The organism is Cupriavidus sp. MP-37 (genome assembly GCF_020618415.1).
GTDB lineage: Bacteria > Pseudomonadota > Gammaproteobacteria > Burkholderiales > Burkholderiaceae > Cupriavidus.
In genome coordinates this window covers 1,527,321-1,540,049 of sequence record NZ_CP085345.1, presented here as the reverse complement: position 1 = coordinate 1,540,049, position 12,729 = coordinate 1,527,321, and the positions used below count along the sequence as shown (strand labels likewise).

Genomic DNA, 12,729 nt, shown 5'->3' with positions numbered 1-12,729 from the left:
GTATCCGTCGACATGCATTGTCAGTCTTATTCAAAAAAATTGATAAAAGGATCGCGCGCTCTTTCGCGGCCGGCCAGGGATTGCCTTGAGGTTGGAAATGCGAATTGTTATCATTTGTGGTCGTTCCCTGCCCGCATCGCGCCATGCCCGCCGCCCCCGCCTGCCATCTTTGTTCTCTCCACCACGCCGATCGCGCTGGGAATGCCGCCGCGCGCGCGGCGCTGCGGGTGCCGGCGTGAGCAAGGCGCTGCAGGCGGGCGGGTGGCGCTATCACGCGGGCGTGGGCGCGCGTGCGCTGGCGGCTATTGCCGGCGGCTATGGGCTGGCCGCGCTGGCGACTGCGGTGCTGGCGCTCTATTTGCCGATGGCGCGGCACGATGCCGTGACCACGGCGACGCTGCTGTCGTTCGCCATCTATGCCGGCGCGGCGGTGTGGGTGTTTGCGGTGCGTAGCGCCTGGCGCGCGTGGGCGGGCCTGGCGCTGCCGGCCGCGCTGCTGTCGGCCATGCTGGCGTTCGGGCGGGGGGCGTGATGCGCGCAGGGTTCAGGCAGTCGATGGCATGGCTCCATACCTGGAGCGGCCTGCTGGTGTGCTGGGTGTTGTTCCTGATGTTCTGCGGTGGCACCGCCAGTTACTACAAGGAAGAGATTTCGCTGTGGATGCGGCCGGAGCTGCATCGCACCGCGCCCATAGATGCCGCGCAGGTGCCGGCCGCGCAGGTGGCACAGAACGCGTTGCGCTACCTCGAGCGCGAGGCGCCGGGTGCCGCGCGCTGGTTTATCACGCTGCCGGATGCGCGGCGCGACGCAGTCAACGTGCTGTGGACCTACAAGCCGGGCCAGGCGCCCCGCGATGCCGACGGCAAGCCGCGCCGCTTCGACACGCGCCTGCTCGATCCGGCCACCGGCGCGCCGCTGCAGGCCGCGCGCGAGACCCGCGGCGGCGAATTCCTCTACCGGCTGCACTTCGACCTGCACTACATGCCGGCCAAGTGGGCGCGCTGGATTGCCGGCTTCTGCGCCATGTTCATGCTGGTCGCGATCGTCAGCGGCGTGATCACCCACCGCCGCATCTTTGCCGACTTCTTTACGTTCCGGCGAGGCAAGGGCCAGCGTTCCTGGCTCGATGCGCACAACGCGCTGGCGGTGCTGCCGCTGCCGTTCCACCTGATGATCACCTACACCGGGCTGGTGACATTGCTGTTCATGTACATGCCGTGGGGTGTCGAGGCGGCGTACGGCGGCGACCAGCGCGCCTTCCAGGCGCAGACCAGGCTGCGCCCGCTGCCGCCCAAGGCCGCGGGCACGGCCGCGCCGCTTGCCAGCGTGCCAGCGATGATGGCGCAGGCCGAGCGCGCGTGGCAGGGTGGGCAGGTGCGCCGCATCGTGGTGAGCCTGCCGGGCGATGCCAACGCGACCGTGACGCTGTCGCGCGCCGAGCCCGATACGCTCGCGCACGATCCGCCCACGCTCGAATTCGCGGGCACCAGCGGTGCCCTGCTGGGCACCTATGCCGAGGACAAGTCCGCCGCCGAACTGACGCGCAGCGTCATGGCCGGCCTGCATATCGCCAGCTTTGCGCCCCCGGGCCTGCGCGCGCTGTTCTTCCTGTGCGGGCTGGCCGGCACCGCCATGGTCGCCACCGGCGCGATCCTGTGGGCGGTGCGCACGCGCCAGCAGCAGGCCAGGGCGATCGCTGCGCGGGGGCGGCCCGGGTTCGGGCTGCGCCTGGTCGAGGCGCTCAACATCGGCGCGATCGCAGGCCTGCCGGTGGCGTTTGCCAGCTACTTCTGGGCCAACCGGCTGCTGCCGGTGGCGATGGCGCAGCGGCCCGAGGCCGAGATCCGCTGGTTCTTCATCGCCTGGGCCGCGTGCGCGCTGCTGGCGCTGTGCCGGCCCACGCGCGGCATGTGGCGCGCGCAGCTGTGGGCGGGCGCGGCGCTGTTCGGCACCATCCCGCTGCTCAATGCGCTGACCACTACGTCGCATCTGGGCGTGACGCTGCTGCAGGGACGCGGACCGGCCGCGGTGGCCGGCTTCGACCTGGTGTCGCTGGCGCTAGGCGCGGCGCTGGGCGCCGCCGCATGGATCACGGGCCGCCGCCAAGCTGCTGGCGCTCGCATGGCCTCGCGTCCGCGCAACGTCGCCGCCGGCACGCAGGAGGCCGCATGAACGCGCTGGCTGCAGTGGCGCTGTCGCTGGCCGGGTTTGCGGCGCTGGCGCTGTCGCTCGAGCGCCACCATGCCGATATCCATGGCCGCGGCAGCATGCCGTCGCGCGGCGCGGTGGCGCGTTTGCGCCTGGCCGGCGCACTGGCGCTGGCGCTGGCGTGGGGGCTGCATATCGCCGCGCAGGGCGGGCCGCTGGGCACGGTGTCGTGGCTGGGCACGCTGACGGCCAGTGCCATCGCCGTGGCGCTGGGCTTGTCCTACGCGCCGCGCGCGGTGCAGCGCCTGCTGCCCGGCGTGGCGCTCATCGGGCTGGCCGGCGCGGGCGCCGGCTGGCTGCTTGCCGGCTGAGCGGCTGAGCGGCTGAGCCGACAGGTTGCGGCGCGGCGCGCTCAGCTCGCGCCAGCGCCTCGTGGGTATCGATGGCGCGGTCGGCGTAGCCCGAGGTGAACACAGCGGGCCGGGCATCACCCCGCGCAATGCAAGCAGGCCGCGAAGCGCCGGTCCCGGCGCCCTCGCGGCCTTGTCCGCAACGTGCTGCAGTCAGATTACAGCGGCGGAGAGACCCAGTACGGGTCGCGCCCGTAGTATTCGTGCAGCGACTTGCCCCACTGCGGGTCGGCCATGCTCGGCCAGCTGTCCTTGTTGAAGCCCTGCGCGGACTTGATCCGGTCAGCCGTCACGGCGATCCGGAAGCACTTTTCGTCGGTATCCATGACCAGCGCGTTCCACGGGATGGCGTGCAGCGTATCGCCCATGCCGAGGAAGCCGCCGGTAGTCAGCACCGCATAGGCAATGCGGCCGTGCGGCACGTCCAGCATGATCTCCGAGATCTTGCCGACATGCTCGCCGTCGGACGAATAGGCCTTGGTGCCATCCAGGCTGGAAGCCGCCATCACTTCCGGACCGGGGCCTTCGCCCACGCCGGAACCGACGATGGCTGCGCCTTGACTGCTGGGAGGTTGGGTTTGCATGCTGTGCTCCTTGTCGCGAGACGGTGGAATGCTTGGCGCGCGCAATGACCATGCCTGCGCCGCTTTGGCGTGATTTCCACGTGGATTGCCGCGCGGCGGCGAGCGCTGCAGCCCCGGCGGCGGTAATTCTTTCGCGTGGCTTGCAAAAACAACGCATCCGGCGCCGGCACCCCTGGCCCGCGCCGCTGCCTCAGCCGGCTCGTTTCGCCGAGATCACCGCTTCCGCCACATTGGCCGGCGCCTCGGCGTAGTGCTTGAACTCCATGGTGAAGGTCGCGCGGCCCTGCGTCAGCGAACGCAGCGTGGTGGAGTAGCCGAACATGGTCGCCAGCGGCACTTCGGCGCGCACGATCTTGCCTCCGCCGCCGGCGATGTCTTCCATGCCGTGCACCATGCCGCGGCGCGAGGACAGGTCGCCCATCACGTTGCCGGTGAATTCCTCCGGCGTCTCCACCTCGACCGCCATCATCGGCTCGAGCAGCGTAGGCCGGGCGCGGCGCATGCCTTCCTTGAACGCCATCGAGCCGGCCATGCGGAACGCGTTTTCATTCGAGTCCACGTCATGGTAAGAGCCGAACACCAGCGTGGCCTTGATGTCGACCACCGGGTAGCCGGCCAGCACGCCCGACTGCATGGTCTCGCGGATGCCCTTGTCCACCGCCGGGATGAACTCGCGCGGCACCACGCCGCCCTTGATCGCGTCGACGAATTCGTAGCCGCCGCCATGCGGCATCGGCTCGAGGTTGAGCACCACGTGGCCGTACTGGCCGCGCCCGCCCGACTGCTTGATGAACTTGCCCTCGACGTCGCGCGCCGGCTGGCGGATGGTCTCGCGGTACGCCACCTGCGGCTTGCCGACCGAGGCCTCGACGCCGAATTCGCGCCGCATCCGGTCGACCAGGATTTCCAGGTGCAGCTCGCCCATGCCGGAGATGATGGTCTGCCCGGACTCTTCGTCCGTGGTCACGCGGAACGACGGGTCTTCCTGCGCCAGCCGGTTCAGCGCGATGCCCATCTTCTCCTGGTCGGCCTTGGTCTTCGGCTCCACCGCCTGCGAGATCACCGGCTCCGGGAAGCTCATGCGTTCCAGGATGATGACCTTGTCGGGATCGCACAGCGTGTCGCCGGTGGTGGCCTCCTTCAGGCCCACCGCCGCGGCGATGTCGCCGGCGCGCACTTCCTTGATCTCGTGGCGCACGTTGGCGTGCATCTGCAGGATGCGGCCCAGGCGCTCGCGCTTGCCCTTGAGCGGGTTGTAGACGCTGTCGCCGGAGTTGACCACGCCGGAATACACGCGGAAGAAGATCAGCTGGCCGACAAAGGGGTCGGTCATGATCTTGAAGGCCAGCGCGGCGAACGGCTCGTCGTCGCTGGGGTGGCGCTCGGCTTCGCGGTCGTCCTCGGTATGGCCCAGGATGGCGGGCACGTCGGCGGGCGACGGCAGGTAGTCGATCACCGCGTCGAGCATGCTCTGCACGCCCTTGTTCTTGAAGGCGCTGCCGCACAGCATCGGCACGATCTCGTTGGCGATGGTGCGCTTGCGCAGGCCCTGCTTGATCTGGGCCTCGCTCAGCGGCTCGCCCGACAGGTACTGGTTCAGCAGCGCCTCGTCGGCCTCGGCGGCGGCCTCGATCATCTTGTCGCGCCATTCCTGCGCGGTCGCGAGCAGCTCGGCGGGAATGTCCTGGTACTCGAAGCGCACGCCCTGGCTGGCCTCGTCCCAGACGATGGCCTTCATCTTGACCAGGTCGACCACGCCCTGGAAGTGGTCCTCGGCGCCCAGCGGAATCTGGATCGGCACGGCGCGGCCCCTGAGGCGGTCGGCAATCTGCGCCTGCACGCGGAAAAAGTCCGCGCCGACGCGGTCCATCTTGTTGACGAAGGCGATGCGCGGCACCGCGTACTTGTTCGCCTGGCGCCAGACGGTTTCGGATTGCGGCTGCACGCCGCCGACGGCGTCGTAGACCATGCAGGCGCCGTCCAGCACGCGCATGGAACGCTCGACTTCAATGGTGAAGTCGACGTGTCCGGGCGTATCGATGATGTTGATGCGGTGCTCGGGGTAGTTGCCGGCCATGCCTTTCCAGAAGGCGGTGGTGGCGGCCGAGGTGATGGTGATGCCGCGCTCCTGCTCCTGTTCCATCCAGTCCATGGTGGCCGCGCCGTCGTGCACTTCGCCCAGCTTGTGGTTGACGCCCGTGTAGAACAGGATGCGCTCGGTCGTCGTGGTCTTGCCGGCGTCGATATGCGCGCTGATGCCGATATTGCGGTAGCGCTCGATGGGGGTCTTGCGGGGCACAGTGTTCTCCATGGATGGATCGATGAAGCACGCCCGAATAGAGTAGCACCACTGGCTGCTTGCCGTTGTCCCTGCCGCGGTCAGGGACACGCACCCCCGGCGCGGCCCCGCGCGCCGCGCTGCGCGTCTGAGGCCGGCCTAGGATTTTCGCTGCAACCGATGCGGATTCCTCCCATCCTGTGCGCGCTTGCCGCTCCCTATACTGGCGTGGCATCGCGTACCGGCGTGCGCTGTTCCTGCTTTCCCGTTCGTGCCGGGATGCTGCCCGGGCCCGATGCCTGCCTCGAACCTGGGACCCGCGCATGACAACCATCCTGATCGTTGACGACCATCCGGCGATGCGGCTGGTGCTTCGGCACCATCTGTCGCAGCTGCTTGGCGTCGACGAGGTGATCGAGGCGGACAACGGCCAATGCGCGATCGAAATGGTGCGCGCGCGCATGCCGGACCTGGTGCTGCTCGACCTCGACATCCCGCGCTCGAGCGGGCTCGACGTGGCGCCGCGCCTGCGCGCGATCCATCCGCAGGTGCGCATCCTGGTGGTGACGGCGCTGGACCCGGCCGTGTTCGTCAGCCGCTCCTGGCAGGCCGGCGCGCAGGGCTTCGTCAGCAAGACCCAGGACATCAAGGAGATCCTGCGCGCGGTCGAGGCGGTGCTGGCCGGCTATACCGTGTTTCCGGTGCTGGGCCGCGGCGGCGCGCCGCGCCAGTCGATGTCGGCCGACGACGAGATCCTGCGGCGGCTGTCCGACAAGGAACTGGTGGTGCTGCAGATGCTGGCGCGCGGCATGTCTTACAAGGCCATCAGCGAGAGCCTCTTTATCAGCAACAAGACCGTCAGCAGCTACAAGGCCCGCATCATGAACAAGCTGCAGGTGTCTTCGCTGGTCGAACTGGTCGACTTCGCGCGCCGTTGCCGGCTGACGCCATAGTCGCGGCGGCCGGCGTCACCATTCATTAGACATCGTATGACTTGTCGGCGCATGCCCGCCGCATGCGCGTCCCGCCTCAGCCTTGCGGGCTGGCCGAGCCGGACGCCTTGCGCAGCCGCTCGCGGCTGTTGGTCAGGTGCATGCGCATGGCGGCTTTGGCGGCGTCGGGGTCGCGGCGCTCGATGGCGTCGTAGATGTTCTCGTGCTCGATGCTGACGCGTTCCAGGTACTGCACGCGCTCGGGGGTGCTGACCTGCAGGCGGCTGCGCGGGATCACCATGGTGCCCAGGTGGCCCATGATGTCGGTGAAATAGCGGTTGCCGGTGGCGCGCGCGATCGCCAGGTGGAAGGCGAAGTCGCTTTCCACCGCGTCATTGCCGGCGCCGGCGCCGTGCTTGAGCTCGTCCAGCGCCTGGCGCATCGCCGCCAGTTGCGCCTCGCTGCGGCGCGCGGCCGCCAGGCCGGCTGCTTCGGCTTCCACGCTGACGCGGAATTCCAGCATCGCCATCACGTCCATGGCCGTGCCCAGCGCGTCCGGCCCGATCCGGAACGGCGAGGGCGCCTCGGCCGCGCGTTCCAGCACGAAGGTGCCGATGCCGTGGCGGGTCTCCACCAGGCCACTGGCCTGCAGCCGCGACAGCGCTTCGCGCACTACGGTGCGGCTCACGCCCATGGTCGCCATGATCTCCGATTCGGTCGGCAGCTTGTCGCCGGGCTTCAGCTGGCCCTGGCGGATCTCCTCGCCCAGGGCTTGTACGACCTCCTCGGCAAGGGTGCGTCCACGGCGCCGCAACGGGGCGGGGCTGGAGGCGGGAGGCGGGGCGAGAGGCTGGGCGTTCGGCATGGCAGCTAGTATGGATACGGGCGGGGTTTCCCGGACTTGACCGGCCCGAGATTGCCTCATTATACTGGGTTATCAGTCATACGATGACAGATAACATACGCAACACAGTCGCCCGGGTGGAGGATCGTCCTCCCGCGGCAATGCCGGAGACAGTCCTGAGATGAGCCATACCGCCACCCCCATGGCGCCCGCCCACACCCCGGTCGTGACCGAACTGACCGTGGTGCCCGTCGCCGGGCATGACAGCATGCTGATGAACCTGTCCGGCGCCCATGGCCCGTACTTCACGCGCAATATCGTGATCCTGCGCGACAGCGCCGGCCATACCGGCGTGGGTGAAGTGCCGGGCGGCGAAGGCATCCGCCAGACGCTGGAAGATGCGCGCCCGCTGCTGGTGGGCCAGCCCATCGGCCAGTACCAGGCCCTGCTGAACCGCGTGCGCGCGGAATTTGCCAGCCGCGACGCCGGCGGCCGCGGGCTGCAGACCTTCGACCTGCGCATCACCATCCACGCCGTCACGGCGCTGGAGGCGGCGCTGCTCGACCTGCTCGGCCAGCACCTGGAAGTGCCGGTGGCCGCGCTGCTGGGCGAAGGCCAGCAGCGCGACGCGGTGGAGATGCTGGGCTACCTGTTCTATATCGGCGACCGCCAGCGCACCACGCTCGACTACCGCACCGAGCCCGACGCGGACAACGCGTGGTTCCGCCTGCGCAACGAGGTGGCGATGACGCCCGAGGCCGTGGTGCGCCTGGCCGAAGCGGCGTATGAGCGCTACGGCTTCAACGATTTCAAGCTCAAGGGCGGCGTGCTGCGCGGCGACGAAGAGATGGAAGCGATCCTGGCGCTGGCCGAGCGCTTCCCCAAGGCGCGCATCACGCTGGATCCCAACGGCGCGTGGTCGCTGGCGGAAGCCGTGCGCCTGTGCCGCGACAAGCGCGGCGTGCTGGCCTATGCCGAAGACCCGTGCGGCGCCGAAGACGGTTACTCGGGCCGCGAGATCATGGCCGAATTCCGCACCGCCACCGGCCTGCCCACCGCCACCAACATGATCGCCACCGACTGGCGCCAGATGGGCCACGCGGTGCGGCTGCAATCGGTCGACATCCCGCTGGCCGACCCGCACTTCTGGACCATGCAGGGCTCGGTGCGGGTGGCGCAGATGTGTGCCGAATGGGGCCTGACCTGGGGCTCGCACTCGAACAACCACTTCGATATCTCGCTGGCGATGTTCACCCACGTGGCCGCGGCTGCGCCGGGCCGCGTCACCGCGATCGACACGCACTGGATCTGGCAGGACGGCGAGCACCTGACCCGCAACCCGCTGAAGATCGAAGGCGGGCTGGTGCAGGTGCCCAAGACCCCGGGGCTGGGCGTCGAGCTCGACCTGGATGCGCTGGCGCGCGCGCACGAGCTGTACCAGCGCAAGGGCCTGGGCGCGCGTGACGACGCCGCGGCGATGCAGTTCCTGATCCCCGGCTGGAAGTTCAACAACAAGGCGCCGTGCATGGTGCGCTGACCCGGCACCGGCGACGACGCCAACGGCCATTGCCCGTCATCCATCCCGGCGCGGCAGGCCTCTCTCATCAAAACACTGCAGGAGACAACCATGTACACCTTTCAACGCCAGGGCGCGCCGCGCCTGCCTTACTGGCTGCGCGCCTTCGCGCTCGGCTCGGTCGCCGCGGTCGCGGCCCTGACCTTCAGCGCCCCGGCCGGCGCCGCGGCGCAGGACTGGCCGCAACGTCCGGTATCGGTGGTGGTGCCGTTCCCGCCGGGCGGCTCCAGCGACGCCATCGCGCGCATGCTGACGGTGCCGCTCAACGAGAAGCTGGGCCAGCCGTTCGTGATCGACAACCGCCCCGGCGCGACCGGCGCCATCGGTGCCACCTACGTCAAGCGCGCCCCGGCCGACGGCTACACCATGATGGTGGCGTCGATCGGCGTCTATGCGGTCAATCCGTTCCTGCAGAAGAACCTGGCCTATGACCCGGCCAAGGACTTCGACCTGCTGACCGTGGCGGTGCGCGCACCCAACGTGCTGGTGGCCAACCCGCAGTTCCCGGCCAACACGCTGGCGGAACTGGTGGCCTACATGAAGAAGAACCCGGGCAAGGTCAGCTTTGCCTCGTCCGGCGCGGGCTCGTCCGACCACCTGACCGCGGCGCTGTTCTGGCAGAAGAGCGCCACCGACGGCCTGCATGTGCCGTACAAGGGCGGCGGCCCGGCCATCTCCGACCTGCTGGCGGGTCAGGTGGACGTGTCGTTCCAGAACGTCAACGCGGTGCTGCAGCATATCCGCGCCGGCAAGCTCAAGGCGATGGCGGTGACTTCCGACAAGCGCTCGCCGGTGCTGCCCAATGTGCCCACCATGGCCGAGGCCGGCCTCAAGGAGGTCGAGGTCTACTCGTGGCAGGGTGTGGCCGCGCCGCGCGGCCTGCCGCCGGAGATCAAGAGCCGCCTGCACGGCGCGCTGGTGTCGTCGCTGAACGATCCGAAGATGCGCCAGAAGCTGTCCGAGAGCGGCTTCGAGGTGGTGGCCAATACCCCCGAGCAGTTCAACCAGTTCGAGGCGCAGGAGCTGCAGCGCTGGAAGACCGTGATCGAGAAGGGCAAGATCTCGCTGGACTGATCGCCGCCGCATAAAACCCGATACCAAAGCACCGACCGCGCCGGCCCCGCACGTGCATCGTGCCGCGCCGGCGCGCGCCCTCGACTGGAGACCTCAGCATGACCCACGGACGCCGCAACTTCCTCAAGCAATCCTCCGCACTGGCCGCCAGCCTTGCCGCGGGGCCGCTCGCCGGCCTGTCCCCGGCGGCGCACGCCGCGCCAGACTGGCCGAACCGCCCGATCCGCCTGGTGGTGCCGTACACCGCCGGCGGCTCGTCCGACATCATCGCGCGCCTGATCAGCAAGCAGCTGGGCGAGGCGCTGGGCCAGTCGGTGGTGGTCGACAACCGCCCCGGCGCCAACGGCAACGTCGGCGCGGCGCTGGTCGCACAGGCTACCGACAACCACACGCTGCTGCTGTGCGATATCGGCGCGCTGGCCATCAGCCCGTCGGTCTACACCAAGCTGACCTTCAATATCGCCAAGGATCTCAAGCCGGTGTCGATGCTGGCGTACTCGCCGCACCTGCTGGTGGTGCATCCGTCGGTGCAGGTGGCCAGCGTGAAGGACCTGGTGGCGCTATCGCAGCGCAGCCAGCTCAACTTCGCCGTGACCGCCATCGGCAGTGCGCCGCACCTGGCCGGCGTGGCGGTGGAGCAGGCCACCGGCGCCAAGTGGCAATACGTGCCGTACAAGGGCGGCTCGCAGGCCATCGCCGACACCGTCGGCGGCAGCGCCCAGGTGCTGATGAACGGCATGCTCGCCACGCTGCCGCATGTGCAGTCGGGCAAGCTCAAGCTGATCGCGCAATCCAAGCGCACGCGCATGCCGCTGCTGCAGAACGTGCCGACCATCGCCGAGCAGGGCGTGGCCAACTTCGAATCGGGCACCTGGCAGGGCGTGATGGCTCCGGCCAGCATGCCCGACGCGATGGTGGCGCGCATCAGCGCCGAACTGATCCGCATTATCCGCGCGCCGGACCTGCGCGCCCAGCTGGTGGCGCAGGGCGCCGAAGTGGTGACGATGACGCCGGGCGAAACCGGCAAGTTCTTCGTCGCCGAGCAGGCGCGCTGGGCCGGGGTGGTGAAGCAGGCGGGGATCAAGCTGGAGGCTTGATGGTTTGCTCCCCTCTCCCGCGCGCGGGAGAGGGGCGGGGGTGAGGGCGGGCGTGTGGCAAGCATGAGGCCTTTGTACTTCGTTGACGCTCCCGCCCCAACCCTCTCCCGCAAGCGGGAGAGGGAGTACACAGTTGGAAAACGAAACGGCCTGAGGCTGTCCAAAAAAACAAAAAGCCCCGCACCAGGCGGGGCACATCTCAGCGTCGTGCCTTATTTCCGCAGCGCTGCCGGCAGCAGCCCCTGCGGCAGGTTCTGGTAGCAAACCGGGCGCAGGAAGCGATCGATCGCCGTCGCACCCACCGAAGTGGTACGCGCATCCGAAGTCGCCGGGAACGGCCCGCCATGCACCATCGCGTACGCCACCTCGACGCCGGTGGGATAGCCGTTGCACAGCACGCGTCCGGCCTTGCGCTCCAGCACCGGCAGCAGGCGCTGCGCCGCGGCGTGGTCGGCGTCGTCGAGCTGCATCGTCGCCGTCAGCTGGCCTTCGAGCTGGCGCGCCACGGCCAGCATCTCTTCCAGATCGCGGCATACCACCAGCACCGTCGACGGCCCGAACACCTCGGCCTGCATGCGGTGGTCGGCCAGGAACTGCGCGGCGGTGGTTTCGAACATTTCCGGCCGGGCCTGGTTGGCGCCGCTGGCGTCCACGCCGTTGCCGATGCGCTGCAGCCCGTCGAGCGATGACAGCTGTGCCACGCCCTGCTGGTAGGCGGCATGGATGCCGGGCGTCAGCATCGTTGCCGCCGGCTTGCCTTGCAGCGCGCCCAGCGCCGCCGCGCGGAACTTGTCGAGCGCGGGGCCTTCGATGCCGATCACCAGTCCGGGGTTGGTGCAGAACTGGCCGACGCCGAGCACCAGCGAATCGACCAGCTGGCGGCCGATCTCTTCGCCGCGTGCGTCGAGCGCGGCGGGCAGCAGGAACACCGGGTTGATGCTGCTCATCTCGGCGTACACCGGGATCGGCTGTGGCCGCGCGTTGGCGGCGCGCATCAGCGCCAGGCCGCCGGCGCGCGAGCCGGTGAAGCCCACCGCCTGGATCGCCGGATGCGACACCAGCGCCGTGCCGATGGCATTGCCCGCGCCCACCAGCAGCGAGAACACGCCTTCCGGCAGGCCGGCGTCGCGCACCGCCTGCTGGATCACGCGCCCGACCAGCTCGGAGGTGCCCAGGTGCGCCGGGTGCGCCTTGACCACGACTGGGCAGCCCGCCGCCAGCGCTGCGGCGGTGTCGCCGCCCGCTACGGAGAAGGCCAGCGGGAAGTTGCTGGCGCCGAACACGGCAACCGGGCCGATGGCGATACGCTGCATGCGCAGGTCCGGGCGCGGCGGGTTGCGCTCGGGCAGCGCGGGGTCGAAGGTGGCTTGCTGCCAGCGGCCCTCGCGCAGCACGGTGGCGAACAGGCGCAGCTGGCCGGCGGTGCGACCGCGCTCGCCCTGCAGGCGCGCGATCGGCAGCGCGCTCTCCAGGTGGGCGCGTTCGACCAGCGTGTCGCCGAGCGCCTCGATGCCCGCGGCGATGGCCTCGAGGAAGGCCGCGCGCTGTTCGGGCGTGGTATTGCGGTAAGTGTCGAAGGCGGCTTCGGCCAGCGCGCAGGCACGCTCGACCTCGGCCTCGCCGCCGCCGTGGAAGTCAGGGCCGATGGCGGCGCCGGTGGCGGGATTGATCGCCTGCAGCGTCGCTTCGGTGCCGCGCACGGCTTGCGCGCCGATCAGCATGTCGCCGGTGATTTGCATGGAAGGATTCCTTGTCAGCGTTTGGAACGGGAACACCGGCCGGAGGG

The 12,729-nt window shown here is 69.3% G+C and carries 11 protein-coding genes; 7 read left to right on the top strand and 4 right to left on the bottom strand.

Annotated features, from left to right (window positions below):
* Positions 1-235 precede the first annotated feature (235 nt).
* From LIN44_RS23320 to LIN44_RS23310, 3 genes are read left to right on the top strand one after another with little or no spacing between them, the layout of a single operon-like run.
* Positions 236-532 carry a DUF3649 domain-containing protein gene (locus LIN44_RS23320; protein ID WP_227314640.1) on the top strand — a complete coding sequence of 99 codons (297 nt, stop codon included), beginning with the start codon at positions 236-238 and terminating at the stop codon, positions 530-532.
* Positions 532-2,172, top strand: coding sequence for a PepSY domain-containing protein (locus LIN44_RS23315; protein ID WP_227314639.1), 1,641 nt, complete (start codon positions 532-534; stop codon positions 2,170-2,172). Before LIN44_RS23320 ends, LIN44_RS23315 begins: the two co-directional genes overlap by 1 nt.
* Positions 2,169-2,519, top strand: a complete 351-nt coding sequence (locus tag LIN44_RS23310; RefSeq protein WP_227314638.1) for a DUF3325 domain-containing protein — start codon at positions 2,169-2,171, stop codon at positions 2,517-2,519. Before LIN44_RS23315 ends, LIN44_RS23310 begins: the two co-directional genes overlap by 4 nt.
* 197 nt (positions 2,520-2,716) lie before the next feature.
* On the opposite strand, the gene LIN44_RS23305 is transcribed toward LIN44_RS23310, so the two are convergent.
* Entirely contained in the window at positions 2,717-3,142 is a 426-nt protein-coding gene (locus LIN44_RS23305; RefSeq protein WP_227314637.1) for a PRC-barrel domain-containing protein, read from the bottom strand.
* 190 nt (positions 3,143-3,332) lie between these two features.
* A complete protein-coding gene (gene fusA / locus LIN44_RS23300; protein WP_227314636.1) occupies positions 3,333-5,441 on the bottom strand; it encodes an elongation factor G in 2,109 nt (702 codons plus the stop codon).
* Positions 5,442-5,743: 302 nt separating this feature from the next.
* Here fusA and LIN44_RS23295 point away from each other — a divergent pair, with 302 nt between their 5' ends.
* Positions 5,744-6,373 carry a response regulator transcription factor gene (locus LIN44_RS23295; protein ID WP_227314635.1) on the top strand — a complete coding sequence of 210 codons (630 nt, stop codon included), beginning with the start codon at positions 5,744-5,746 and terminating at the stop codon, positions 6,371-6,373.
* A gap of 76 nt (positions 6,374-6,449) precedes the next feature.
* On the opposite strand, the gene LIN44_RS23290 is transcribed toward LIN44_RS23295, so the two are convergent.
* Positions 6,450-7,217, bottom strand: coding sequence for a FadR/GntR family transcriptional regulator (locus tag LIN44_RS23290; RefSeq protein ID WP_227314634.1), 768 nt, complete (start codon positions 7,215-7,217; stop codon positions 6,450-6,452).
* Positions 7,218-7,377: 160 nt separating this feature from the next.
* Between LIN44_RS23290 and gudD the strand changes: the two genes are divergently transcribed.
* From gudD to LIN44_RS23275, 3 genes are all read left to right on the top strand, one after another.
* Positions 7,378-8,733, top strand: a complete 1,356-nt coding sequence (gudD, locus tag LIN44_RS23285; RefSeq protein ID WP_227314633.1) for a glucarate dehydratase — start codon at positions 7,378-7,380, stop codon at positions 8,731-8,733.
* A gap of 90 nt (positions 8,734-8,823) precedes the next feature.
* Positions 8,824-9,846 carry a tripartite tricarboxylate transporter substrate binding protein gene (locus LIN44_RS23280; protein WP_227314632.1) on the top strand — a complete coding sequence of 341 codons (1,023 nt, stop codon included), beginning with the start codon at positions 8,824-8,826 and terminating at the stop codon, positions 9,844-9,846.
* A 98-nt stretch (positions 9,847-9,944) separates the two neighbouring features.
* Positions 9,945-10,943, top strand: a complete 999-nt coding sequence (locus tag LIN44_RS23275; protein ID WP_227314631.1) for a tripartite tricarboxylate transporter substrate binding protein — start codon at positions 9,945-9,947, stop codon at positions 10,941-10,943.
* A gap of 212 nt (positions 10,944-11,155) precedes the next feature.
* On the opposite strand, the gene LIN44_RS23270 is transcribed toward LIN44_RS23275, so the two are convergent.
* A complete protein-coding gene (locus tag LIN44_RS23270; RefSeq protein ID WP_227314630.1) occupies positions 11,156-12,682 on the bottom strand; it encodes an aldehyde dehydrogenase (NADP(+)) in 1,527 nt (508 codons plus the stop codon).
* Positions 12,683-12,729: the final 47 nt, after the last annotated feature.

Coding starts and splice junctions, on each gene's coding strand:
- LIN44_RS23310 (WP_227314638.1), top strand. CDS start 2,169: ATGAACGCGCTGGCTGCAGTGGCGCTGTCGCTGGCCGGGTTTGCGGCG.
- LIN44_RS23315 (WP_227314639.1), top strand. CDS start 532: ATGCGCGCAGGGTTCAGGCAGTCGATGGCATGGCTCCATACCTGGAGC.
- LIN44_RS23295 (WP_227314635.1), top strand. CDS start 5,744: ATGACAACCATCCTGATCGTTGACGACCATCCGGCGATGCGGCTGGTG.
- LIN44_RS23290 (WP_227314634.1), bottom strand. CDS start 7,217: ATGCCGAACGCCCAGCCTCTCGCCCCGCCTCCCGCCTCCAGCCCCGCC.
- LIN44_RS23280 (WP_227314632.1), top strand. CDS start 8,824: ATGTACACCTTTCAACGCCAGGGCGCGCCGCGCCTGCCTTACTGGCTG.
- LIN44_RS23270 (WP_227314630.1), bottom strand. CDS start 12,682: ATGCAAATCACCGGCGACATGCTGATCGGCGCGCAAGCCGTGCGCGGC.
- LIN44_RS23305 (WP_227314637.1), bottom strand. CDS start 3,142: ATGCAAACCCAACCTCCCAGCAGTCAAGGCGCAGCCATCGTCGGTTCC.
- gudD (WP_227314633.1), top strand. CDS start 7,378: ATGAGCCATACCGCCACCCCCATGGCGCCCGCCCACACCCCGGTCGTG.
- LIN44_RS23275 (WP_227314631.1), top strand. CDS start 9,945: ATGACCCACGGACGCCGCAACTTCCTCAAGCAATCCTCCGCACTGGCC.